The sequence below is a fragment of the Acetobacter cerevisiae genome, from assembly GCF_001580535.1.
Lineage (GTDB): Bacteria > Pseudomonadota > Alphaproteobacteria > Acetobacterales > Acetobacteraceae > Acetobacter > Acetobacter cerevisiae.
Map to the genome: position 1 here is coordinate 1 of NZ_LHZA01000119.1, position 23,084 is coordinate 23,084.

Sequence of the window (23,084 nt, forward strand, 5' to 3'; positions counted from 1 at the left end):
CCGCGCGCGGGCTGCCACAGGCCAGAACAGAACACAGGCCGCCAACGGCAATGAAAGCCGCGGCAATGATGGCACGGAACGGATGGCGCAACATGCTTGGCGTGAGGCCGCCCATCACACTGTCCAGAGAGGACATGTCTGACGACCAGCCAGCCAGCCCGAACAGGAAGGTAAACGGCAGGATCAGCACGCCAAACACATCTTTGAGCAGCGTCAGAAAGCTCATCACCACCGGCGGCAGCAAGACGAACGCCACCCCGAGCGCGACATCCACCACCAGAACGACAAGTGCGGGCGTGACAGAATTATTCTTCATGCCCGCACTTTACTGCAAAATGTGTCAGGATTTCAGTCTTTCCACCACTTAACGGGCTGCGGCTCATCATTTTCCACCACCAGCACCTCGTCTTCTTCCACCGCAGGTTCAAGCGGTTTCAGGCGCGGGCGACCACGCGGGCGCGCTTCCAGCTTTTTGCGCAGAGCCTGCATTTCCTCTTCCAGCGCTTCCACGGTGCGCTGGGTGCTCCGCAGGTTACGCCCGGCTTCGGTCAGCTCTTCCTCACGCTCAGCCAGCTTGGCCTTCAGCTCACGCACCATGATATCCACATGGGCCTGACGGGTTTCAAGCCCGCGCTGCGTGGTCTGCATCGACTCAATCTGGCGTTCTGCTTCTTCCACGCGCAGTTTTTCGTCAGCCAGCTGGCGGCGCAGTTTGGAAACTTCCGAGTTTTCTTCATCGGAAAAATGCACAGCGCGCGATGTCGTCGCCGTACGCGGCATGGCCAGCGTGCGAGGGGTTGTGCGTGCCAGAGAATGTTTCTCTACCTGCACATCACCATCTTTTACAAAACGGCGGCGTTTGCCCTGAGCGGGATCTGCTGCGGGGCGGGGCGTTCCTGCACGTGCGCGGCCGGGCGATCCAAGCCGTTCCAGAGCGTTGCGCAGGGAGGCTTCTTCAAAAGCCTCATCACGTTTTTCGTCACCCCGTGAGGTGGATAAAAATGATGGTGTCTTCATAAATTCGGAAGTCACGCTTCTTTATACTTTCCTGACTCTGTCAAACATGAAAACCGGATTTGCCACACAAAACTGATGCTGGACGATGCGCCCACTCCAGCCAGAGCAACCCGGAAAACGTTTTTCCCTGCCCAGGGCAAGGTGGGTATGACCCAACAGGTTCCATGATATTTGTTGGTAAAGACCTGCCTTAGCTTTAAAAGCACTCAGACGGGTTTGTCGCTCCTGCTTATCACGCATTTCCCGGTTTTCAAAGGGTTTCTGGGAATAGCGCCCCTGTTTTCTATGAAAAATCCGTCATTTAGCGCAACATACCGCCTGACCTGCTTAAAACAGCGCAAGAAGAAATATTAAAATATCTTTGCAAAATGGACTGTATTTTTAAAAAGTCCTCAGCAGAAGAGCATAATCATTTTTTAGTGTTATTACTTCAAAAACACGGGTGGTTTTAAAAAAACAACCACCCGTAAAACTGATTTTATACCGCTGGCCGCTGTGCTGCTGGTGTCCAGACAAGGTCCGTCTTGCCATCCTGATTAAAATGCCTCGCCAGCACGAAGAAATAATCAGACAACCGGTTCAGCATTTTTAAAAGTTCCGGGTTCAGCGCCTCCTGCTGCGCCAGAGCCACCATACGCCGCTCTGTTGTACGAGTCTGCGTGCGGGCCAGATGCGCCCATGCGGCAGCCTGCGTGCCACCGGGCAGCACAAAACTGGTCAACGGGGCCTGCGCCTGCCGCAACTGTTCTACCCAGAGCTCCAGTTCCACCACAATCTCCCCGCTCAGGCGGCTGGCTTTCTGCGCTTTGGGGCCTTCCGGCTGGCACAGATCAGCACCCATATCAAAAAGCCAGTTCTGGAGCTGCGCCAGTTGCGTGGCATCTTTGCTGTCCGCCGCCACATGGCTGCGCAACAGCCCGACCACGGCATTCAGTTCATCCAGACAGCCCATGGCTTCAATCCGTGCACTATCCTTAGTCACCCGGGAACCATCGCCCAGAGACGTCTGCCCGGCATCTCCGCCACGGGTCACAACACGATCAATGCGGATACTCATACGCTCATCCCTTTTCCTGCAGGCAGGTTTCTGCTTCCGCCCCGCCCGGTTCTGCCTCTATAAGGCGGCATCATGCTTTCATTATCCAGTCTTCTCCGTTCATGGCGCGTCTGCGGCGCTCTGCTTGCTGGCACCGGCACCATTATGGGCGCGCTCACCGCCCATCTGCCCGAGGCTGATTTCGGCCCCGGTGGCCGCCTGATGGCGCATGGCGCACTGGAAATGCAGATGTGGCACGCCCTCGCCCTGCTGGTGCTTGGCCTGACCACGCGGGACCGCCCGACCAAACCGCTGGCCCTTGGCGGGTGCGGACTTCTGCTGGGCACACTGCTGTTCTGCGGCGGCGTGTATTACACCGCCTTTACCGGCCAGCATGCTGCCCACGTGGCCCCGACCGGGGGAAGCATTCTTATTCTGTCCTGGGTCTGCCTTGCTGCCGGATGGGTGCGCGGATGACCGAGACTATTCGCGGTGCATGGCTTGGGCCGGAAGGGCTGGAAGCGGTTCTGGAACAGGATTTACAGCGGCGCGGCGTGAGCGTGGACCGCTGGCACGGCCAGCTTGCCTTATCCTCCCAACCCTCCGTATTTTCACCCTGGGCGCTGGATGTGTGGGAAGAGCCGGAACTGGTCACCATTCCCTCCATCAAAGGGGCCGCAAAAATCCTGCGTGCCCGCCAGCGAAACTGGGGACTTTATGCCGCCGACTTCTTCCGCCGCGCTGCGCTGATTGAAGACAATCTGCCCCCCATCAAAGCCGCCCCCCTCACCTTCCCGACGGCAGCGCCCACTGCGCCGCTGGGCGCATGGACCTTGCTGAGCCCGGAGACCATGTTGTTTTCCGCCCGCAAGAGCAGCCCGTTTATCAACGGTGCGCCAAAGTTTGTGGAAAACCGGACTGGCCCTCCATCCCGCGCTTATCTGAAACTGTGGGAAGCCTGCACCCTGCTGCGCCGCTGGCCGCAACCGGGTGAAACCTGTCTGGATCTGGGCGCCACCCCCGGAGGCTGGACATGGGCTATTGCCGAACTTGGTGCGGATGTTACGGCCATTGACCGCGCCCCGCTGGACCCGGCTGTGGCCGCCATGCCGCATGTGCAGTTCCAGCAGGGCAGCGCCTTTGGGCTGGAACCGTCTTCCTTCCCGGAAGTGGACTGGGTGTTTTCCGATATCATCGCCTACCCGGCCCGCCTGCTGGCGCTCGCCAGACGGTGGATTGAGTCAGGCCGCACCAAAAACATGGTGCTGACGGTCAAATTTCAGGGCGAAACGGATCATGAGACCGTGACAGCCTTTGAGGCCATTCCCGGCGGCAGCCTGCGCCATCTGGCCCATAACAAGCATGAGCTGACGTTTTTCTGGTCGCAGGCCGGGGCCGCCTCAGCGGCTGCGGTCTAACAGCCGCTCGCCCCAGCGCACCAGCACAATCGCCAGCAGGAAACACAGCACCATCAGGCCAGCGGCAATCATCTGCTGCTGGCTGGCGTTGCCGTCGGCGGCCAGAACCTGAAGCACAGCCGAGCCGGCATGCTGGCCAGTTTTGCGGTCCACCCACGGCAGCAGGCTCAACCCTTCCCGTAGCAGGGCAATCAGCAAAGCCGTCAGCGCGACGGTACAGAGTGTTTTCAGCAGGGTACGCCCGAGGCTGCCTTTGGCAGTCGGGGGGTGCCTTTTATCCGGCATGCAGTCTCCGTTCTATTTCAGGCCATCACAGCCAGCCAACGGCCACATTGGGCCGGGCTGGCTTGTCCAACAGGGTCTTTATTCAGAAACCGGATGGCCGCTTTTTTTCATAGCCGCCTGATGGCGACGGATGGACGTTTTAAAGCCCGGCAGATCAGTGGCTACCAGAGTGTCGGTATAGGTGCCTTTTTTCCAGATCCAGCGATCAGACCCGTCCACCAGAATATCTTTCATGATGCCATGCGTTGTGGGCAGCAGGCTGATGGGGCCGCTCACGGAATCCAGCACTTTGGTCCAGTTGCCCTTCTGCTGGAGGTAAACGTCTGTCGAACACCCTGCGGAGCCGCACAGGCTGGCGGACTGCACCTGCACAAACAGACCAATACTCTTCCCCGTAGTGGAGAGGGGAGCCGAGCCAATCAGCACCAGCGGTTTTTCATGGTGGCGGGCGGCGGAGGCCAGATCTTCCGCATTCAGGATGCGGGCCTGTTTATCCAGCGCGGAACCGGGCTGGCTGGTCATAACCACCGGGGCCCCGCTCTGCTGCGCCGTCCCCTTGCTGGCATGCCCTTTATGCGCGCTGCTTTTGTGCGTGCTGGCCTTTCCCTGTGTGGCGGCATAGCCGGGCACGGCGCTCAACGCCAGCACGGCAAGGCCTGCCAGCACCCGGCCTGAAAGAACATGTCGGTTCAAGGTTGCGATCCTCCCGCAAGCTGTGGAACAGAAGACTACCATGAAAGTGCACGATCCCAATACGTTCGATACACCCGAACCCGACCATCCGCGCCCCGGCCCGTACCGACATTATAAAGGCGGACTTTATACCGTGATTTGCGTGGGGCGCCACAGCGAGACCGAGGAATGGCTTGTCACCTACCGCAGTGAAGCGCGCGGGGATTACTGGATGCGCCCACTGGCCATGTGGCAGGAAACCGTAAACGGTGTGCCGCGTTTTGCTCCCATCGCGCCGTCTGAATAGTGAAAAATAACGACTCCAAAACTATTAACCAGAGCTTACCTTAGAAATAAATACGACCATCACAACACAGACATGCGCTCTTTCAGAATTTTTCTAAAAACCAAACCTGGAACCTTTTTAGAAAGAGCGCGTTTAGACCTCCTGTAAGACAATTATACTTCGACAGGAGACGATTATGATTTCAAAAAAACATTTTACGCTTAGCGCCGCCCTGCTGACCGGTGCTCTGGCTTTTGCGCCAGCTCTTTCCCACGCAGAAACCATCCAGTCCGAAGGCATTTTTGCCAGCGAGAAAGCCTCCCCGGCAGCCCGCGTCACGGGCGGCGTGCGTGCCACGCTGGAAACCGAGAACAACCTGCTCAGCTACACCATCACCTGGAACAACCTCTCCGGCCCGGTGACGGGCGCTGAACTGATGGCCGCGAAAGACCTGTCCAAAACTGCTGAAAAGGTTGCGGACCTCAAAGGCCCCTACGTTGCGCCGCTGACGGGCACACTCACCCTCAGCGCAGACCAGATTGATCTGTATCGCCACGGCCAGCTGTTTGTGGGCTTGGGCACGGCGTCCCACCCGCATGGTGAAGTGCGCGCGCAGCTGATCCCGGCTCCGGGCACCAACACCAAATAATCTGAACACATCCGCCTGAGTGTTGAGACAGAAAAGGGGGCTGGCCACATAGGCCGCCCCCTTTTTGCTGTGTGATTCAAGGCAGAATTTACGCAGCCTGCGCCTTCACCAGCGCAATCAGTTCCGGCACAATGTCGGGGTCTGCCAGCGTGGACAAATCGCCCAGCCCTTCCAGATCCTGCATTGCAATCTTACGCAGCAGGCGGCGGACAATCTTGCCCGACCGTGTTTTGGGCAGGTCCCGCACCACATAGATTTTCTCGGGCACAGCATAACGGCCAACCCCGGCGGCCACGGCACGATTGACGGCGGATGGGTGGAACACCCCCTCTTCCTTCGGCACTACAAAGACCACCAGCCCCTGACCTTTCAGGTCATGCGGGATACCGACAGCGGCACTTTCCACCACCTCATGGTCCATCGCCACAGCATCTTCAATTTCCGCCGTGCCAATCCGGTGCCCGGACACATTCACAACATCATCCACGCGGCCGGTAATCCAGTAATAGCCATCCGCTTCCCGCCGTGCGCCATCCCCGGTGAAGTAGTAGCCCGGACAGGTGGTGAAGTAGGTCTGCCGGAAACGGTCGTGGTCTTTCCAGATGGACAGAGCCTGCCCCGGCCATGAGCGCGCCATGCACAGCAGCCCTTCGCCCGGACCTTCGACCAGTTGCCCCTGTGTATCCAGCAGTGCAGCACTTACCCCCGGCAATGGCAGACACGCGGCACCGGGGCGCGGTGTCACACAACCTGCAGCAGCGGTAATCATCACGCCGCCGGTTTCCGTCTGCCACCAGGTATCCACCACCGGGCAGCGGCCTTTGCCGACTTCATCATGGAACCACTGCCAGGCTTCCGGGCTGATGGGCTCGCCCACCGTGCCAATCACCCGCAGGCTGGCCAGTGAACGGCTGCGCATCACATCATCCCCTTCCCGCATGGCGGCGCGCACCACGGTCGGAGAAGAATAGAAGGCCGTCACGCCATACTGGTCGATCACATCCCACCAGCGGCCCGGCGCGGGCCATGAGGGCAGACCTTCATACACCAGAATGGTGCCGCCATTGGCCAGCGGGCCATAGACCACATAGGTATGGCCGGTAATCCAGCTGGTATCCGCCGTGCACCAGAAAATATCATCCGGCTTATGGTCAAACACCGTGGCATGCGTGAACGCCGCCCAGACCAGATAACCGCCAGAGCCATGCACCAGCCCTTTGGGCCGACCGGTGCTGCCGGATGTGTACAGCAGAAAGAGCGGGTCCAGCGCGCTCATGCTTTCCGCCGGGCAGTCTGGCAGTTCCTGCGTCACTTCATCCGCGTAAGACAGATCCCGCCCCGGCTGCATGGGCACATCGGTGCCGGTCACTGCAACCACCAGAACGTGCTGCACGCGGCTATCCGCGCCACAGCGCGTAATGGCGTCATCCATGGTGGTTTTGCTGGGAATACGCTTGTCGCCCCGGCGCGCCACATCTGCCGTCAGCACCAGCACGGCCCCGCTGTCGCTCAGGCGCTCGGCCAGACCATCGGCAGAAAAGCCGCCAAACAACACCACATGCACCGCCCCAATGCGGGCGCAGGCCAGCATGGCAATCACCCCTTCCGCCACCATGGGCAGATGGATGGCAACGCAATCACCTTTCTTCACACCCAGACGCCGCATCACATTAGCAAGGCGGCAGACGCGGGCATGCAGCTCCTGATAGGTCAGGCTTTCCTTCTGGTCCTCATCCTGCCCCTGCCAGATCAATGCGACTTTATCGGGCTGGGTGCGGACATGCCGGTCCAGGCAGTTTTCCGAAACGCTCAGCCGTCCGTCAGAAAACCAGTCAATGCGCACATCATTGTTAAAGTCAGAGCGGGACGCCTGTTGCGGGGAAACATGCCAGGCCAGCTTACGGGCCTGCTCAAGCCAGAAGGTCTCAGGATCCTGATGCGCCTTTTGCACCATATCCCCATATTGCCCGGCTGTCAGACCTGCTCCAGCCGGAGCTTTAAACGCTTCTGGCACGCTCGTTCCGCTCCTTATCTCTTTATGCCCTGCTCTGTCTGGTTGCAGGGGCAGAATGGTTTTGATCACATCGGGAGCAAGGGGGAAAGGCACACCGACTTGATCAGGACTATTAAACTTTGGTCATTACAACACAAAAAAGGCCAGCCGCGATGCGACTGACCTCCTTGCAAACCCCTGCTCTTTTGGTCTGAGAGGCAGCCCCCCCTCAGCCCAAAAGAGAGATAAGGCGATGCCTTACAGAGCGGCTTTGGCGCGATCCAGAACGGCCTTACAGGTTTTCTGGCGCACAGGAATGCTGGACGTGGCAATGGAATAGGTCTTGCCATTAGCCTGCAGCTGGCCTGTTGTCCCCCGGGCGTAGAACATGTTGCCTTCCTGACCGTCCGGCACGGCGTTGGTTTTCTGATTATAGGACTGCAGCACCTTGAAGGCGTCGTCATAATCAGGAACGTAGTTGCCCTGCGTACAATAGTTCAGCAGGCCACCCACTTCAGCCGGGTCAATGGAACCAACATAACCGGACAGGTCCGTATCGGTCAGCGTCGCCGTTTTGGCGCCAGATTCAGCCTGCTCGCCCCCTTTGGAGACAGGAGCCGGGGTATCGGCAGCATGAGCAAACAGCGGCGCGCCGGCCAGCATAGTCGTAACAGCAAGCGCCGACAGGGCACGTACGGAAATCAGTTTCATTCAGAATCTCCCTAGCGGAATATGCGCCAAACTGGCCTGCAAATTCGGGAAAGATCAAGCCAGCCCCCTGCGCACCAAGAGCATGGCAGACCACAGATAACCCTCTGCTTTCTGACAAACACGCGGCGCAACCGGGGCAAAAAACGGCCTGTCCGCCTGCCGCCTGCCTCCTACCGGGCAGGGCGTAGACCGCCATTCCGGCTTGCCTCCTCACCACGCCCATTTTTGATCTGATAACAAAACACCTTGATGAGAGAGGCGCTTTTGGCCTTATCCACAAAGCAGAACCCTCGGCTTTATCCGCCAGACTACTCTGCCTCTCGCAGCACACCAGAAGACTGCGTCAGATCCTCTGCCACCCACGTCTGGCTCCACCTTTCCACAGGCCCCAGACCACGGACACCGCCCCCTCTGCGCCGTTCACGATAGTGTGACCAAAGACCCCAAGCCCCTGTTCCGGCAGCTTTATGCAAACTGATTGGACAGAAGGCCTCTGCTGACTATGATAGATAGTCACGAGTCAGAAACGATCCGAAGGGAGCCGTCGTCCATGCTGCCGGCCAGTCTTTTTCACCAGACCGAGTTTGCAGGCCACGGCAAGGCATCGGAAACCATTTGCGACGCTCTGCGCAAAGCTATTCTGGCGGATAGCCTGCGCGCTGGGCAGGCGCTGCCCCAGTCCGAACTCGCCGCAGGCTTTGGCGTCAGTATTATTCCCGTGCGGGAAGCCCTGAAGCATCTGGAAGCCGAAGGGCTGGTGACCTTCCAGCCCAACCGGGGTGCGATGGTCATGGGGCTGGATGCTGCGGACATTCTGGAATACTCGCAAATCCGCGCCCTGCTGGAAGAGCAGGCTGCGCGGGATGCGGTCGCGAACCTGAGCCGCGTAGACCTTGCCCATATAGAAGATGCCTACGAGGCCTTTGTAGAAGGCACGCGCAACCCGGACACCACCCGCCCTTCCGGCGCGCTGAACCGGGCCTTCCACAACGCTATTTATGCCGCCGCCCGCAAGCCGCGCCTGCTGGAAATGATTGATGATCTGCACAACCGGCTGGACCGTTATATTCGCGGGCATCTGGTGCTGGATGGCCGCAAGACCGTGACGGACGCCGAGCATCTGGCCATTCTGGAAGCCTGCCGCGCACGGGATGCCGACCTCGCCGCCCGCCTCACGCGCGAGCATATTCTGGAAGCAGCCCATATCTCCGCGGACGTCTTCCGCAAGAAAAACAGTCTCGATCAGGCCAGCTAAAAAAGAACAGGCGGCGGCGAAGAGGCTGCCAGACAAGCCTCTCAGGACGCACGTTCTCCCTATTTTCTGAAAATCCTGCCGCCGGTCTTCCGGGGCCGGCCTCTTTGCGTGCCTTTTATAAGGTGCGCCGCGGTAAAACTGCGCGACAAACACGAGTCTGCACACCGCCTAATCCCGCAGAAATCAGGCGAAATCACCCTCCTGGCCGATCTGGAATTATATGATTTTGCAAATCATATAATATCGTGTAACGAGGAAAAATCGTTGTGAAGCCAAAACTTCCTGAGTCTCACCGCAGCCAGCGAAGTCAGGCTTGTCCTGTTCGGAATTCATGCCATGTCCTTATCTGACTCTTTTGCGCCTGCATTCGCCTCCCGAAGCCCGCTGCGTCAGGCGATTATCCAGGCCATGCGCCAACCGGAAGAGCATTGCGTGGCGGCTCTGACGCCCGACGCGACGCTGACGGCAGAAGACGGCAAACGCGTGACGGACCTCGCCGCCGGTCTGGCCACCTCCCTCCGGGCGGAACGCAACCCCGGTATTGTGGAAAGTCTGGTGCAGGAGTTCGCCCTTTCCTCAGCCGAGGGCGTGGCGCTGATGTGTCTTGCAGAAGCTCTGCTGCGCATCCCCGATACCGCAACACGTGATGCGCTGATCCGTGACAAGATTGGCGAGGGCGACTGGCTCTCCCACATCTCCCGCAACACGCCGATTTTTGCCAATGCCGCCGCGTGGGGGCTGGCCGTAACCGGCAAGCTCGTGACCCCGCAGGATGACAGCACCCTGAAATCCGCCCTGCTCGGCTTTGTCAGCCGTGGCACCAAACCGGTCATCCGCAAGGCCGTCGATGCCGCCATGCGCATGATGGGCGAGCAGTTTGTGCTGGGTGAAACCATTGAAAAAGCCCGCGCCAACAGCGGCAAGCTGGAAGCACTCGGCTTTTCCTATTCCTATGACATGCTGGGGGAAGCCGCCCTCACCGCGCGCGATGCCGAGCGTTACAAGCAGGACTACCTGACCGCCATTCACGCCATTGGCCGCAGCGCGCAGGGCGCGAATGTTTATGAGCGCCCCGGCATTTCCATCAAGCTCTCCGCCCTGCATCCGCGGTATGCCCGCGCCCAGCATGAACGGGTGATGACGGAACTGCTGCCGGTTGTGCAGGAACTCACCCTGCTGGCCCGCAAGTATGACATCGGCCTGAATATTGATGCCGAGGAAACTGAGCGTCTGGACGTCTCGCTCGATCTGCTGGAAGCCCTGTGCCACACGCCCGGTCTGGAAGGCTGGAACGGCATTGGCTTTGTGGTGCAGGCTTACGGCAAACGCTGCCCGTATGTGCTGGATTACATTATTGACCTCGCCCGCCGCAGCAACCATCGCATCATGGTGCGTCTGGTTAAAGGCGCTTACTGGGACAGCGAGATTAAAAAGGGACAGGTTGAAGGCCTGAAGGACTTTCCGGTCTATACCCGCAAAGCCCACACGGACATCAGCTATATTGCCTGCGCGCGTAAACTGCTGAACGCACGGGATGTCATCTTCCCGCAGTTCGCCACCCATAACGCCCGCACGCTGGCCACCATTTACACACTGGCTGGCGAGAAATTTGAAGTCGGCTCCTATGAATTCCAGTGCCTGCACGGCATGGGGGAACCGCTTTACAAACAGGTTGTCGGCGCTGACAAACTCAACCGCCCGGCCCGTATTTACGCGCCCGTCGGCACGCATGAAACGCTTTTGGCGTATCTGGTGCGTCGTCTGCTGGAAAACGGCGCGAACTCCTCCTTCGTCAACCAGATCGGCGACCCGGCCATTCCGGTTGCAAGTCTGGTGGAAGACCCCATTCAGGTCGCGCACAGCTTTACGCCGTATGGCGCATCGCACCCGGATATTCGCAAACCGCCTGCCCTGTTCGGGGCCGAACGCCGCAACTCTGCGGGGACCGATCTGGCTGATGATAGCGTGCTGTCCGACCTGCTGGAGGGCCTGACCAAAGCCTCCGGCCCCTGGCAGGCGGCACCCATAGTGGTTGGCGTCAAACCCGGCAAAAAGACACAACCCGTCACCAATCCGTCCGACCGGCGCGATGTGGTGGGTTCTGTCCAGTATGCGACCCCGGATATTGTGAAAAAGGCCGCGGCTGCTGCCGTTAAAGGGCAGGCAAGCTGGTCCGAGCTCGCCCCGCAGGCGCGTGCGGATATTCTGGTCAAGGCGTCTGACAGCCTTGAAGCCCACCGGGATGAACTGCTGGCCCTCCTCTCCCGCGAGGCCGGAAAATCTCTCCCCAACGGTGTGGCAGAAGTGCGGGAAGCCGTGGACTTCCTCCGCTATTACGCTGCCACCATTGCCCGGGATTTTGACAACGCCACCCATGCCCCGCTGGGTGTTGTCGCCTGTATCAGCCCGTGGAACTTCCCTCTGGCCATCTTCCTCGGCCAGATTGCCGCAGCGCTTGCCGCTGGCAACGTAGTGCTGGCCAAACCGGCGGAAGAAACCCCGCTGATTGCCGCCCTCGCCGTGCGTATCCTGCGGGATGCCGGGGTTCCGGCCGCTGCCCTGCAACTGCTGCCGGGAGAAGGCGATATTGGGGCTGCACTGGTCGGGGATGACCGCGTTTCCGGCGTGATGTTCACCGGTTCCACCGTCGTTGCCCAGATCATCAACCGTCAGCTTGAAGGCCGCCGCACCCATACCGGCCAGCCGGTGCCGTTTATTGCGGAAACTGGCGGCCAGAACGCCATGATTGTGGATTCCTCCGCACTAGCCGAACAGGTGGTGATGGATGTCGTCGCCTCCGCGTTTGATAGCGCCGGGCAGCGTTGCTCCGCCCTGCGTGTGCTGTGCGTGCAGGAAGATTGCGCCGAGCACGTGCTGACCATGTTGCGCGGCGCGATGCGGGAACTGCGCCTTGGCAACCCCGCTCTGCTTTCCACCGATGTTGGTCCGGTGATTACGGCAGAAGCGGCTGAGGGCATTACCAAACACGTTGAAGAATTCCGCCAGAAAAAAGCGCCGGTTTATGCGCTACCCCTGCCGGAACATTGCGCCAACGGCAGCTTTGTGGCTCCCACGCTGATTGAAGTCGCCAATATCCGTGAGATTGGCCCGGAAGTCTTTGGCCCCGTTCTCCACGTTCTGCGCTATTCCCGCAGCACGCTGGATACGGTCATTTCCACTATCAATGAGACGGGCTACGGCCTGACCTTTGGCCTGCACACCCGTATTGAATCTACCGTGCAGCATGTGCTTTCGCGCATTGATGCCGGGAACCTTTACGTCAACCGCAACACCATTGGAGCTGTGGTCGGTGTGCAGCCGTTTGGTGGGCGCGGCCTGTCCGGCACTGGTCCCAAGGCGGGTGGTCCGCTCATTCTGCGCCGCTTGCTGGCACAGGCTCCGGCCCTGCCGCCGCTGGTGCGCGGGCGTATCCCTGCCACCATGGCGCGCTGGACGGACTGGCTGCGGGAACAGGGCGAAAGCAAAGCGGCCTGCACGGCGGCGGCACTTACCCGCCAGACACTGGTGGGCGGGCAGATCACCCTGCCCGGCCCGGTGGGGGAAAGCAACCTCTACAGCCTGACGCGGCGCGGCAACATTCTGTGCATCGCCCAGACGAAAGCTGGTTTGTATGACCAGATTTCTCTGGCTCTGTCCGGGGATAACGCGGCTCTTGTTCTGGCAGAGAGCAGCCTGACCGGATGCATCGCCTCCCTGCCGGATGCGCTGCAACTGGTCATCCGCCCCGTCACCTCGGCCAAGGAAGAACCTTGCGCCATTGTGCTGGGGGAACAGGATGAGGCCGTGTTTGCCGAAGCCCGCAAGGCGCTGAGCACCAGTGACCGCCCGATTGCCTCCGCATGGCTGACGGCTGCTGGCCTGCCTGCGCCGGAAAGCGTGGTGGAAGAACAGTGCCGCAGCATCAACACCACTGCGGCAGGCGGCAATGCCAGCCTGATGGCGCTGGGCTAAGCCCTCCGCCTATTCCTGCTCTCCGGACAACGCAGGCAAGAGACTCCACACAAGCCGGGCGAATAGTGATATGACGCCCGGCTTACCGGATCTTTTTCCCGTGTTTATCTTTTAAGTGGAGCCCCTATGAGCACCCGTGCAGGACATGACCCCCGACTGGTTATCAGCATTATTCTGGTAACCATGGCTATGGGCATGCTGGACGCTATTTCCCTGCTGCATCTGAAGATTTTTGCCGGATACATGACCGCGACCGTCCTGCTGATGGCCGTGCATATCGCCACATCAGAAAGCGTGGTGCTCTCCGGGTTTGAAGCCATTGGCCTGTATCTGCTGGGTGCGCTGACGGGTGGCCGCCTTGTGCGGCGGGACCGCACCGTGCGCCTTGCTGTGGGCGATGTTCTGCTGGTTATGGGCACCATTGTCGGGCTGACGGCGCTGGAATGGGCCGCGCAACCGCCCGGCTGCACCTATATCACCCTCGGCCTGCTGGCCTTTGCCATGGGGCTACAAACCTCCGCTACCCGCCACGCCAAGGTTGCGGATATGAGCCTGCCCGCCGCCACCATGCTCCTGCATGGTCTGGCGCATAACAGCACTTTTGCCGGTGGCACCAACCCCGGCACATGGCGTCGGCTGGCCGCCATCAGCAGCCTGTTTGTAGGGGCTGTGATTGGCACCCTGACGTCCAGCCACAGCATTTCACTCGCCATTGCCATCGCGGCCGGAACCATCCTCACCGCAGGCGCCCTGCTGCATGTGCGCGAGCATAAACTGCTGGCGCATCTGGACCGGATTACGGTGCATTAAAGCGGACTTCCGCACCGTTCAGCCGGTCAGACACCGACGAGAGAAGAAACTTTTGCAGCACGCCGCGTGATCGGGCGCCTCATGGTGAAGAGCCCGATAATGCTGTAGCACATCTGACTACTTCTTCGGTTTTTCTTCAGGTTTTTTCGGAGGATCCCGGTCCCCCGTCACTCCGCTGTGGGACGGCGGATCGCTCGCCGGAAAGCTGTCGTCCAGAGTGTCGTCCAGATTTTCTTCCTGAATCTGTCGTTTGCCGTTTTTGTCTTTTTTATCGACCATGACACAACCTCACATTGATCTGTGAAAAGGCGCCCCCAACACGGGAAGACGGAAAGACGTTTTATCCGGCGTGTTTAAGGGACGTTACAACTGAACGCCCTGCATACAGAAGGTTTCCATTTTAAATGGGGCCGAACTTTTCATCATAAAAAAAGGGCGCTGACTGTGCCGCGACACCAGTCAGCGCCCGTTTATCCGGCGTAAAAACGACCGCCTGCTTTTAAGCGCTCTTGTTCTTCAGCGATGCCAGAACAAAGAAAAAGACCGAGGTGCCAAGGCAGGCAATGGCGGTCATCCGTTCCGCCGGATTGAACATCATGGCGATAAATACAAAGGCCACAGCCAGCAGCGTTGCATAATTGCAGAAGGGGAACAGCGGCAGGTTAAAGCCATCCCCCTGCCCGGCCTGTTCTGCCCGCTTGCGCGTCTGCACATAGGCGGAGACAATCAGGCAATACACCACCAGAATAACGCCACCGCTACAGCTCAGCAGAAAGGCAAAAATGGTGTTGGGTGCGAGGATGGAAGAAAACGCTACCAGCGTGCCCGCCACACTGCTGACCGTAATAGCCAGACGCGGTGTGTGGATGTGGGATTTACGCGCCAGAATGGCCGGCGCATCCCCGCCCCCGGCCAGCTCCGTCAGAATACGGGACGTAATATACATGCTGGAATTCAGGCAGGAGAGCACCGCACTCAGCACCACAATGCGCATCAGCAGGCCAGCACCCGGCACGCCCATAACGTCCATGGCCGTTACAAACGGAGAGCGACCGGGGATAATGGAGGGCCATGGCACAACCATCAGGATCATGGCGACGGACGCCAGATAAAACAGCGTGACACGGGTGCCGATGCTGCGCGTTACCCGCGCGACATTCTTGCCAGGTTCAGGGGATTCCGCAGCGGCCACCGTCGCAATTTCAGACCCCATCATGGTGAACAGAATGGTGGGAATAATGGACAGCACCGCCACAGCCCCATGCGGGAAAAAGCCGCCGTGGCCCAATACGTTTTCACGCACCGGCACGCCCGGCCCAAACACATGGAAAACATAGAGAAGGGCCGCACCGATAAAGGCGACAATGCTGATGACCTTGATCATGGAGAGCCAGAATTCACACTCCCCAAACACGCGCGGGGCCGCAAAATTGACCAGCTTGAGCAGCACAATCAGGCCAATGGAAAGCAACCAGACCGGCATGGCAATCCAGTCCTGCAACAGCAGAGCGCCGGCAATCGCCTCACTCCCCAGCACCACGACCCAGAAAAACCAGTAGAGCCAGCCTGCGGTAAAGCCCAGCTTGTCCCCGTGGGCCGCGCGGATATATTCCACAAAGGAGCCACGGCCGGGGTCCGTCGTGACCATCTCCCCCAGCATGCGCATCACCAGAATGACCAGAAAGCCCACCGCCAGAAACGCCAGCAGCACGGCCGGGCCGGTTGCCGCAATGGCCGCACTACTCCCGACGAACAGCCCCGCACCAATAATGCCGCCCAGAGCGATCATCGCTATATGCCGGTTTCTTAAACCTGCGGGCTGTGTGGTGGGTGGGGTACTGTCCTGATCGACCATAAGCGGGGCATCCTGTGTTGTTGTTATCCGGGAGATTATTGCTCATCCAGAAGAAAGAGGGAAATTTCCGTTAGAAATGCTTGAAAAAATAGGCCTCGATGATTCCGGCATGGTGCCCAAGGTTCGGCAGGGCATAGTCCTGCGGCACACCGGCCCGCGCCAGCGCCTTCCCGGCGGGGCCGGAAAACGCAACACCCCCGGCCAGTGCGGCGGATGTCGTGGCGTTGAGCGTATATTCTGCGGAAAAATCCAGCTCGTCTGAGATATGCCGCCCGGTATGGGGCTTGAGCCCAGCACCTGTGGCATACAGCAAAGACAGATCATAATAATGCAGCCCAAGTTTCAGGCTGTCCTGCGGGTTCAGCAGATGCACCGGAGGGGTGGCGGTCAGGTCAATCTGCTGCACTTCCAGATTGGAGAGCGGGGCCAGATACATGCCCACAATTTCCCCCGGCCAGTACCCGCCATAGGTGTAGCGTTTGCCGTCATACAGGAAGAAGGTGTCGTAACTCCGTTTGACGGAGCCTTCCGGGTTTCTGGCCCCGCTATAGCGCGTATAGCGATAGAACAGGGATGGCTGCCAGGGCAGCATGGAAAATCTGTAACCGGGCTCAAGAAACATCCCGTAGGCATCAACAGATTTATAGCCGTTGCCTGCGTGGCTGTTCTGCTCGGATACAAAATCTCCATAGAACGTAAAGTTCTTTGAAATGCCCAGCTGTTTGATGGGGAATAGCGTACCGCCCCAGCTCAGGGACGCCACATTCATCCCTTCCCTGTCCGCACGCGCGGAATAATCATAGTGCGAGGACGTATCGGCCTCACGCACATGGAAATAGGTCAGCGTTACAAACGCCGCGCGGTCCGCATAGGTGTTTTCCCCATGCCCACCGGGGCGGTTCAGAAACCAGCTGACGTCAAACCCGACAAACTTGGTTTTGGGGCGATCATACCCCTTGTCGATATCGTTATCGGAATTGCTTTCCAGCATGAAGACATCGGCACGCACCGGATTGCCTTCCAGCTTGATGACACCCGGGCCGGAAAAGGCAAAGCGCGGAGCATACCACCATGCGCCACGGTTGCCCGCACTGTAGGTGCCTTTGCCAATCAGGAAGCCATCATCAACAGCAAAGGCCTGCCTGCCGCCCAGAATTGTCAGTTTATTCGGGTTTCCGAAGAGCTTGACGGGCATTTCCACACCCAGATTGGCTTCTTCCAGATAGATGGAACGTGGCGTGCCGGAGGTTTGAGAGACCTCTTCCGCATCACCATTACCCAGAGTGGTCGCGCCGATAGCGGAAGCTTTGCCAATGACGGTAAAGCCATGCCCCAGCGCCCACTGGCCGGTCAGAATAGGTTTGCCGTAAAATTCGCCATAAACAGGGTTTTTATGACGCTGATAGGCCCCGTTGTTTTGGGGTGCATAAGAGCCCGCGCCAAAATTGGCGTTGGGAACAAAAAAGGCTGAACCACCAATATCCAGACCGCCTTGCAGCGTCAGACCGTGCACAGAGACCAGCGTTGTATCTGCCTGTGCACTTTGGCTTTGCATCCCGAAAGCCATACACAGGCCCATACTCCCCAGAACAAGAGAATGAACTGTTTTGCGCATGGTACTTTAGCACACGCCGCGGCAACGGGCCGCCATACTCTGATTCATGCCGTAACACTCCTTCTTATCCCTCAAGGGCGCATCTCGTGCGTCTGCCCTTAAGGCCCTGACATCTGGGACCTCCTGATCCCTTTCTTCCTCCGCATAAAATTCCAGCCTCTGCCGGCAAAAACCCTGCGCACAGATCCGCAAAGGCCGGACATCAGGCTCCGCCAGTCACGCCGCACAAACCCGCCAGCAGGCCGATGTGCAGAGCTCTGACAACGCTCTAAAATATTATAACAACTTCATAACAATATGAGGTTTGCACGATATTATATTATTTTCAAGCGTAACGTGCTTTTGCGATTATTACCGAACGGGCGGCCTATTAACATATTCCACATGGAAAAGACAAAGAATAAAAAGACATTTCTCTATACATATAGTTTTGAAAAGAGAATGAAGTTATGATTTTCTCTTTGAATACTATACGAACCCGAAACAAAAAAAATGCCTGACTTCGATTTACATCCAAACGGGAATGGGGATTTCCGGGGCTTCTCAGACAACACAAAAGCGTGAGCCTTCGTGAGCAGCAGAGAACACAGGCACGATCTCCCCGCCCCCTGCACGCTGTCACAAAATTGTGACAGCAGCCGCCACCAACCTGCTTCCGGCTGATCCGTTCCCACTGTCATTACACGGAGCACACGGCGCCGCTCCTCTATCATCCAACCAAAAGGGACTGACGGCATATGGCCAAACCCAATGTTTCGGAAGTTATTGTCCAGACGCTTGAAACCGCTGGTGTGGACGCCATTTACGGCGTTGTGGGAGATAGCCTTAACGGCATTACGGATAGCCTGCTCAAACATAAAACAATCCGGTGGGTACATGTCCGGCACGAGGAAGTCGCTGCCTTTGCCGCCGCCGGCTCTGCCCATGTTACCGGCAAACTGGCCGTATGTGCCGGGTCCTGCGGGCCGGGCAACCTGCACCTTATTAATGGGTTGTATGACGCGCACCGCTCCCGCGTGCCGGTGCTGGCCATTGCGGCGCAAATTCCCAGCCCGGAACTGGGCTCGGGGTATTTTCAGGAAACCCGCCCGGAAGCCCTGTTCCGGGAATGCAGCCATTATTGCGAGACCATTTCCTCGCCCGAACAGGCCCCTCGCCTTGTTGAACTGGCCATTCGTGCTGCTGTGGGGCAACGCGGTGTGGCCGTTATCGTCATCCCCGGCGATGTTGCGCTCAAAACAGCGGTGACAACGGCTATTTCTGCAAAATCGGCTCTTCTACCCAAAGCGCCCCGCGTTATTCCAACAGAAGACGAGCTGAGCGCGCTGGCCTCCCTTTTGAAGAGCGGGAAGAAAGTCACCCTACTGGCCGGGCGCGGCTGTGCAGGCGCCCATGCGCAACTTTTAAAGCTGGCGGAAGCGCTTAAGGCTCCTATTGTCCACGCGCTGGGCGGCAAGGAACATGTGGAATACGACAACCCTTACGATGTGGGCATGACAGGACTGATCGGCTTTTCCTCCGGCTACCACACTCTGATGGCAGCGGATGTGGTGCTGATGCTGGGCACGGACTTCCCTTACCGGCAGTTCTATCCGGAAAATGCCAAAATTGCGCAGATCGATATCCGGCCGGAACAGCTTGGCCGCCGCTGCACCCTAACGCAGGGGCTGGTGGGCGATGTGACCTCGACACTGGATGCCTTGCTACCGCTCCTGCCCGTACGTACGGACCGCAGCCATCTGGACCGCAGCCTGGAGCTTTATGCCAAAGCGCGGCAAGGGCTGGATGATCTGGCGACTGGCGGCAAAGGCCCCATTCACCCGCAATACCTCACACGGCTCATTGATCAGACCGCTGCCGACGATGCCATTTTTACCGCAGATGTCGGCACACCCACCGTCTGGGCCGCCCGCTACCTGACCATGAATGGGCGGCGGCAGCTGATTGGCTCCTTTGTCCACGGCTCCATGGCCAACGCTCTGCCACAAGCCATTGGTGCGCAGGTGGCACAGCCTGACCGGCAGGTGATCAGCCTTTCCGGCGATGGCGGCTTTACCATGCTGATGGGGGACCTGATTACGCTGACGCAGGAAAAACTGCCGGTTAAGCTGATTATCGTAAATAATGGCTCGCTCGGCTTTGTCGCTATGGAGATGAAAGCCGCAGGCTATCTGGAAACCGGCGTGAACCTGCAAAACCCGGATTTTGCCGCCATGGCCCGTGCCATGGGCCTGCACGCCGTGCGTGTTGAAAATCCGGCGGACCTGCCCGCTGCCGTGGATGAAATTCTCAACCACCCCGGCCCCGCCGTTCTGGACGCTGTAACCAACACGCAGGAACTCGCCATGCCGCCCAAAATTGAAAAATCCCAGATTACCGGCTTTAGTCTCTACGCCCTGAAAGCCGTGATGAACGGGCGGGGTGACGAAATACTTGATGTTGCCAGAACCAATATTCCGTTCCTTCGGTAAGATGCCAAAACCGTTTTAAAGACCTTTTCTGAACGGCAGTGTTACGCAGACACTGCCGCTCTTTTTGCTCCAGAAACTTTACTGCGCAGCCCACTATTTTTCAGGCATGTTCGGATGACAGGCCGGCAAGAAAGTGTTTTACAGCCTCAACATATCCCGGAAAATCATCCTGATGCACAACATGCCCGCCGGGGAGGGTCTGCAACTGCGTCCTGCGGCGGCGCGTCACCATTTCCTCGCTCATCGCGGCCGCCAGAACCGGGCTCTGTGCCCCATGAAGCAGAAGTGCGGGGCAGGACGTTGCCAGCCAGTCCTGCCAATGGTCTCCATTCAGACAGTTCTGGGACTGCACCATCTCAGCAGGCTCAAACGCCAGTTTCCAGCCCTGCGCTGTTTCCCGCAAAGACGGAGCAAGATATGGCGCCATGTTTGGTCCGATACACGCCACAAGATCTTCTTTTGTTTTGAAAACACCTGACCACGGAAGACAAAAGCTGATATCATCATTCACCACAGCGCCAATATCTTCAATAATCAACGCCTGCACCAGATCAGGGTGGCGCGCCGCAAACTGATACGCATTCACCCCACCCAGAGAATGACCGAGCAGAATAACAGGCATATTCCCATTGAGATTTTGTAAAAGTGCCTCAATATCGCAAAGATAATCATCACGCGTGTAACTTGCCGCATGATCTGAAAAGCCATGTCCACGCTGATCCAGCGCAACCACCCGATAATCAGACTGCAAAACCTGCATAAGCGGCAGAAAGGTGGCCCCTTCCATCATGTGACCGTGCAGAGCCACCAGCAGCGGCTTTTCTCCCTCCGTGTCCAGATAGGAAAAGGTCAGATTTTCTCTCTGAAAAGTTTTTCTCTGCACGAATGTTTCCCTTTACTGGAAGGCCCGGAAAACAGCCTCCTGTGAAACGTGAATAACACGCTGCAACGAGAGGGAGAAAGGGAACCCCACAAACGAAAACAGCTGCACATTGGCAGAGCATTCGTTTTGCTATTTTTTGGAAATTGGAGCGGATGAGGGGAATCTCAGGCCACTTCACCAAAACCGCAGAAAACCGCCATTTATCGGCAAAAACTGTAACGCTTTTAGCTCTGTAAGTGTGCGGCTGTCCGGTTCGCCACACCAAGAAGCCTGCACGATAACATCACCGCCTCTTGTGGAACAATCCGTTTTATTGCCTTCTCTTCGTTAGCCCTATGCCAATGGAAACCTTCTGCATTATCAGACACTTAAGCTGATACAGCCAAGACACGCGAAACCCCGGCAGCCGTCCAGACCGTTCCGCCTCTCGCCGTTCTGATTCCTTGCTCTGTCAGCCGAGCAGCCACCTGACGCAGTGACAAGCCGCCAGACGCCAACTCCTGCACCAACGGCCCCACGTCTTCCGCAAAGCCTCGTGCAGCCTTCCTGCGGGCCGCTGAGGCTGCCTTAACGCCCTCCGCTTGGTTGACAGCAGGGCCGCCACGGTAACCGCCCAGCACCACGCCACGGGCCTTTGCTGCTGCCAATGCTGCTTTGGTTCGTGCTGAGATAGCTTCCCGCTCCTGCTGAGCCACAAGCGCCATGATGCCCACTGTCAGCCTGTTTGCGTGAGGCATGTCAGCAGCCACAAACTCAACTCCCGCTTTCTCCAGACCAATGAGAAAATGAGCATCACGGGAAAGACGGTCCAGTTTGGCAATAAGCAAGATGGAACCCGTCAGCCTGCAACGCTGCATGGCCTGTGCCAGCTTGGGCCGGTCATTCCTCTTGCCGCTTTCCACTTCCACATACTCGGCCAGCACTTCCCCACCTGCCGTGGCTGCATAGTCCTGCACGGCCTTCCGCTGAGCTTCCAGACCCAGACCAGACTGCCCTTGGCGCTGTGTGCTGACGCGAAGATATGTGACGAAGCGGGTCTGCTGGATCATTGGCCGGTCCTGTATCGCTATCTGCAACGGTGGTTGTCTGGTGATGATACAGACCAGCCGGAGGGCAGCACCACGCACAATCTGGAATCAGTGGGATTCCCGGAACGCATGACGGGCGCTTACACCGCATAGCCTCCCGCCTGCCCTCTTCGGCGTTGCGGCCTTCCAGTCTATTAGCGCCTCACAAAGCTTCGCCAGAAGCGAACCAGAAGCCCGCACAGACTCATCCACACCTTCCCGGCACAGTGACACCAGCAAGACACCCAAGGCCACTCAGCGACTCTCTGTGGGCGTGTCGGCCTGCGTTGCCTGCAAAACGCCCCGGAGTCCCATTCCCCGGTCCCTGAAAGGCAATTTCGCTCAGGATTTCCGGTTTCAAAGAACGGTCTAAACCCACGACCACGGTGGTATTCGAGATTGCCTTGTGAGGCGAAGCCTTGTGTGGTGTCTCACTGGCCTTAGGTTTCATTCTGGCTATCGCTGACCGTCCACGGGTGGCCTTCCAGCCCCTCCCAGTCCCTTCCAGTCATCGGCAAGTCTGCATATAGGCTTCCACTTTGGCTGTGGAAATCGGACAGCTCAATTCCGTAATGTTGCTGATATAATAAGCAAACTTTGAAAAACACTAGGGAACTTCTGCCCCTACAGGAGAGAGGCCCTTAAAGACCTTTAAGGCTGAGAGGCATCTGACACGATAAACCTATGATTGTTATCTTGGTTTGAATAGATCAAGGCCACCTTCAAGGATCCATGAATGATCTGTCAGATAACCGCCGAAGGCCAGCCCTGACAGGTGCCTTCATGCGGTCCAAAGACCTGCAATTCTGACACTAAATCTGACTGCACAATGTTCCTTATATATTCAACAACAAATGGAAAACACTAGGGTATCTAGTTCCCTACAGGAGAGAGGCCCTTAAGGGATGCTCTCAGCCTGAAGTCCTCAGCCAATCTCTGACCAAGATAATCTGATGAGTGATAATCTCTGGTCTGAATAAGCAAGGCCACCTTCAAGACCTCCGAGCAGAAGGTCTTGTTCCTGGCACGATTGCTGAGGGTGCCCCTGAAAGTGAACGGGAGCATGTCAGGTCCGTTGTGACCGATCTT

21 protein-coding genes are annotated in these 23,084 nt (G+C 58.2%); 8 read left to right on the forward strand and 13 right to left on the reverse strand.

Features of this window, described 5'->3' with window-relative positions:
• The 3 genes from AD928_RS03570 to AD928_RS03580 form a co-directional block, all read right to left on the reverse strand.
• Positions 1-316 (reverse strand): hypothetical protein (locus tag AD928_RS03570; protein WP_062248328.1); only part of this gene is annotated, 316 nt, incomplete at its 3' end.
• Between the two features lie 32 nt (positions 317-348).
• Positions 349-1,032 (reverse strand): V-type ATPase subunit a family protein, encoded by a 684-nt coding sequence (locus AD928_RS03575; RefSeq protein WP_233419927.1) that lies wholly within the window; start codon positions 1,030-1,032, stop codon positions 349-351.
• Between the two features lie 463 nt (positions 1,033-1,495).
• Positions 1,496-2,074, reverse strand: coding sequence for a cob(I)yrinic acid a,c-diamide adenosyltransferase (locus tag AD928_RS03580; protein WP_062248332.1), 579 nt, complete (start codon positions 2,072-2,074; stop codon positions 1,496-1,498).
• 72 nt (positions 2,075-2,146) lie between these two features.
• Between AD928_RS03580 and AD928_RS03585 the strand changes: the two genes are divergently transcribed.
• Positions 2,147-2,530 carry a DUF423 domain-containing protein gene (locus AD928_RS03585; protein ID WP_062248334.1) on the forward strand — a complete coding sequence of 128 codons (384 nt, stop codon included), beginning with the start codon at positions 2,147-2,149 and terminating at the stop codon, positions 2,528-2,530.
• A complete protein-coding gene (locus AD928_RS03590) occupies positions 2,527-3,471 on the forward strand; it encodes an SAM-dependent methyltransferase (RefSeq protein ID WP_062248336.1) in 945 nt (314 codons plus the stop codon). The genes AD928_RS03585 and AD928_RS03590 overlap by 4 nt, the downstream gene beginning before the upstream one ends.
• On the opposite strand, the gene AD928_RS03595 is transcribed toward AD928_RS03590, so the two are convergent.
• Together AD928_RS03595 and AD928_RS03600 are read right to left on the reverse strand one after the other, a co-directional pair.
• Positions 3,454-3,756: a hypothetical protein gene (locus AD928_RS03595; protein WP_062140607.1), complete on the reverse strand. Its 303-nt coding sequence runs from the start codon at positions 3,754-3,756 to the stop codon at positions 3,454-3,456. The genes AD928_RS03590 and AD928_RS03595 overlap by 18 nt on opposite strands.
• 78 nt (positions 3,757-3,834) lie before the next feature.
• A complete protein-coding gene (locus AD928_RS03600; RefSeq protein WP_373320579.1) occupies positions 3,835-4,449 on the reverse strand; it encodes a hypothetical protein in 615 nt (204 codons plus the stop codon).
• A 40-nt stretch (positions 4,450-4,489) separates the two neighbouring features.
• On the opposite strand from AD928_RS03600, the gene AD928_RS03605 reads away from it, so the two are divergent.
• Positions 4,490-4,735: a DUF1653 domain-containing protein gene (locus tag AD928_RS03605; protein ID WP_062248339.1), complete on the forward strand. Its 246-nt coding sequence runs from the start codon at positions 4,490-4,492 to the stop codon at positions 4,733-4,735.
• 175 nt (positions 4,736-4,910) lie between these two features.
• Positions 4,911-5,363, forward strand: coding sequence for a CHRD domain-containing protein (locus tag AD928_RS03610; protein ID WP_062248341.1), 453 nt, complete (start codon positions 4,911-4,913; stop codon positions 5,361-5,363).
• Positions 5,364-5,451: 88 nt separating this feature from the next.
• On the opposite strand, the gene acs is transcribed toward AD928_RS03610, so the two are convergent.
• Both acs and AD928_RS03620 read right to left on the reverse strand, forming a co-directional pair.
• On the reverse strand, positions 5,452-7,377 hold the full coding sequence (acs, locus tag AD928_RS03615; protein WP_062248343.1) for an acetate--CoA ligase: 1,926 nt from the start codon (positions 7,375-7,377) through the stop codon (positions 5,452-5,454).
• Positions 7,378-7,614: 237 nt separating this feature from the next.
• Positions 7,615-8,067, reverse strand: a complete 453-nt coding sequence (locus AD928_RS03620; RefSeq protein ID WP_062140601.1) for a YjjA family protein — start codon at positions 8,065-8,067, stop codon at positions 7,615-7,617.
• Between the two features lie 550 nt (positions 8,068-8,617).
• On the opposite strand from AD928_RS03620, the gene AD928_RS03625 reads away from it, so the two are divergent.
• The 3 genes from AD928_RS03625 (at position 8,618) to AD928_RS03635 (ending at position 14,104) form a co-directional block, all read left to right on the forward strand.
• Complete coding sequence (locus tag AD928_RS03625) at positions 8,618-9,322, forward strand: GntR family transcriptional regulator (protein ID WP_062248345.1); 705 nt, start codon at positions 8,618-8,620, stop codon at positions 9,320-9,322.
• 336 nt (positions 9,323-9,658) lie between these two features.
• Positions 9,659-13,294 carry a bifunctional proline dehydrogenase/L-glutamate gamma-semialdehyde dehydrogenase PutA gene (putA, locus tag AD928_RS03630; RefSeq protein ID WP_082779719.1) on the forward strand — a complete coding sequence of 1,212 codons (3,636 nt, stop codon included), beginning with the start codon at positions 9,659-9,661 and terminating at the stop codon, positions 13,292-13,294.
• A 126-nt stretch (positions 13,295-13,420) separates the two neighbouring features.
• Positions 13,421-14,104: a YoaK family protein gene (locus AD928_RS03635; protein ID WP_062248349.1), complete on the forward strand. Its 684-nt coding sequence runs from the start codon at positions 13,421-13,423 to the stop codon at positions 14,102-14,104.
• A gap of 117 nt (positions 14,105-14,221) precedes the next feature.
• Here AD928_RS03635 and AD928_RS14955 read toward each other — a convergent pair whose 3' ends face one another.
• The 3 genes from AD928_RS14955 to AD928_RS03645 all read right to left on the reverse strand — a co-directional run bounded on the left by AD928_RS14955 (position 14,222) and on the right by AD928_RS03645 (position 17,538).
• On the reverse strand, positions 14,222-14,383 hold the full coding sequence (locus tag AD928_RS14955; protein WP_167347346.1) for a hypothetical protein: 162 nt from the start codon (positions 14,381-14,383) through the stop codon (positions 14,222-14,224).
• A gap of 220 nt (positions 14,384-14,603) precedes the next feature.
• The gene (locus AD928_RS03640; protein ID WP_062248350.1) at positions 14,604-15,959 is read right to left on the reverse strand and encodes an amino acid permease; all 1,356 of its coding nucleotides are present in this window, start codon (positions 15,957-15,959) and stop codon (positions 14,604-14,606) included.
• A gap of 70 nt (positions 15,960-16,029) precedes the next feature.
• Positions 16,030-17,538, reverse strand: coding sequence for an alginate export family protein (locus AD928_RS03645; RefSeq protein WP_306308882.1), 1,509 nt, complete (start codon positions 17,536-17,538; stop codon positions 16,030-16,032).
• Between the two features lie 773 nt (positions 17,539-18,311).
• On the opposite strand from AD928_RS03645, the gene poxB reads away from it, so the two are divergent.
• The gene (poxB, locus tag AD928_RS03650) at positions 18,312-20,045 is read left to right on the forward strand and encodes a ubiquinone-dependent pyruvate dehydrogenase (protein ID WP_062248354.1); all 1,734 of its coding nucleotides are present in this window, start codon (positions 18,312-18,314) and stop codon (positions 20,043-20,045) included.
• A gap of 100 nt (positions 20,046-20,145) precedes the next feature.
• On the opposite strand, the gene AD928_RS03655 is transcribed toward poxB, so the two are convergent.
• The 3 genes from AD928_RS03655 to AD928_RS15050 form a co-directional block, all read right to left on the reverse strand.
• Complete coding sequence (locus AD928_RS03655) at positions 20,146-20,928, reverse strand: alpha/beta fold hydrolase (protein WP_062248356.1); 783 nt, start codon at positions 20,926-20,928, stop codon at positions 20,146-20,148.
• 368 nt (positions 20,929-21,296) lie between these two features.
• A complete protein-coding gene (locus tag AD928_RS03660) occupies positions 21,297-21,977 on the reverse strand; it encodes a recombinase family protein (protein WP_062248358.1) in 681 nt (226 codons plus the stop codon).
• Between the two features lie 891 nt (positions 21,978-22,868).
• Positions 22,869-23,084 (reverse strand): hypothetical protein (locus tag AD928_RS15050; protein WP_209436654.1); only part of this gene is annotated, 216 nt, incomplete at its 5' end.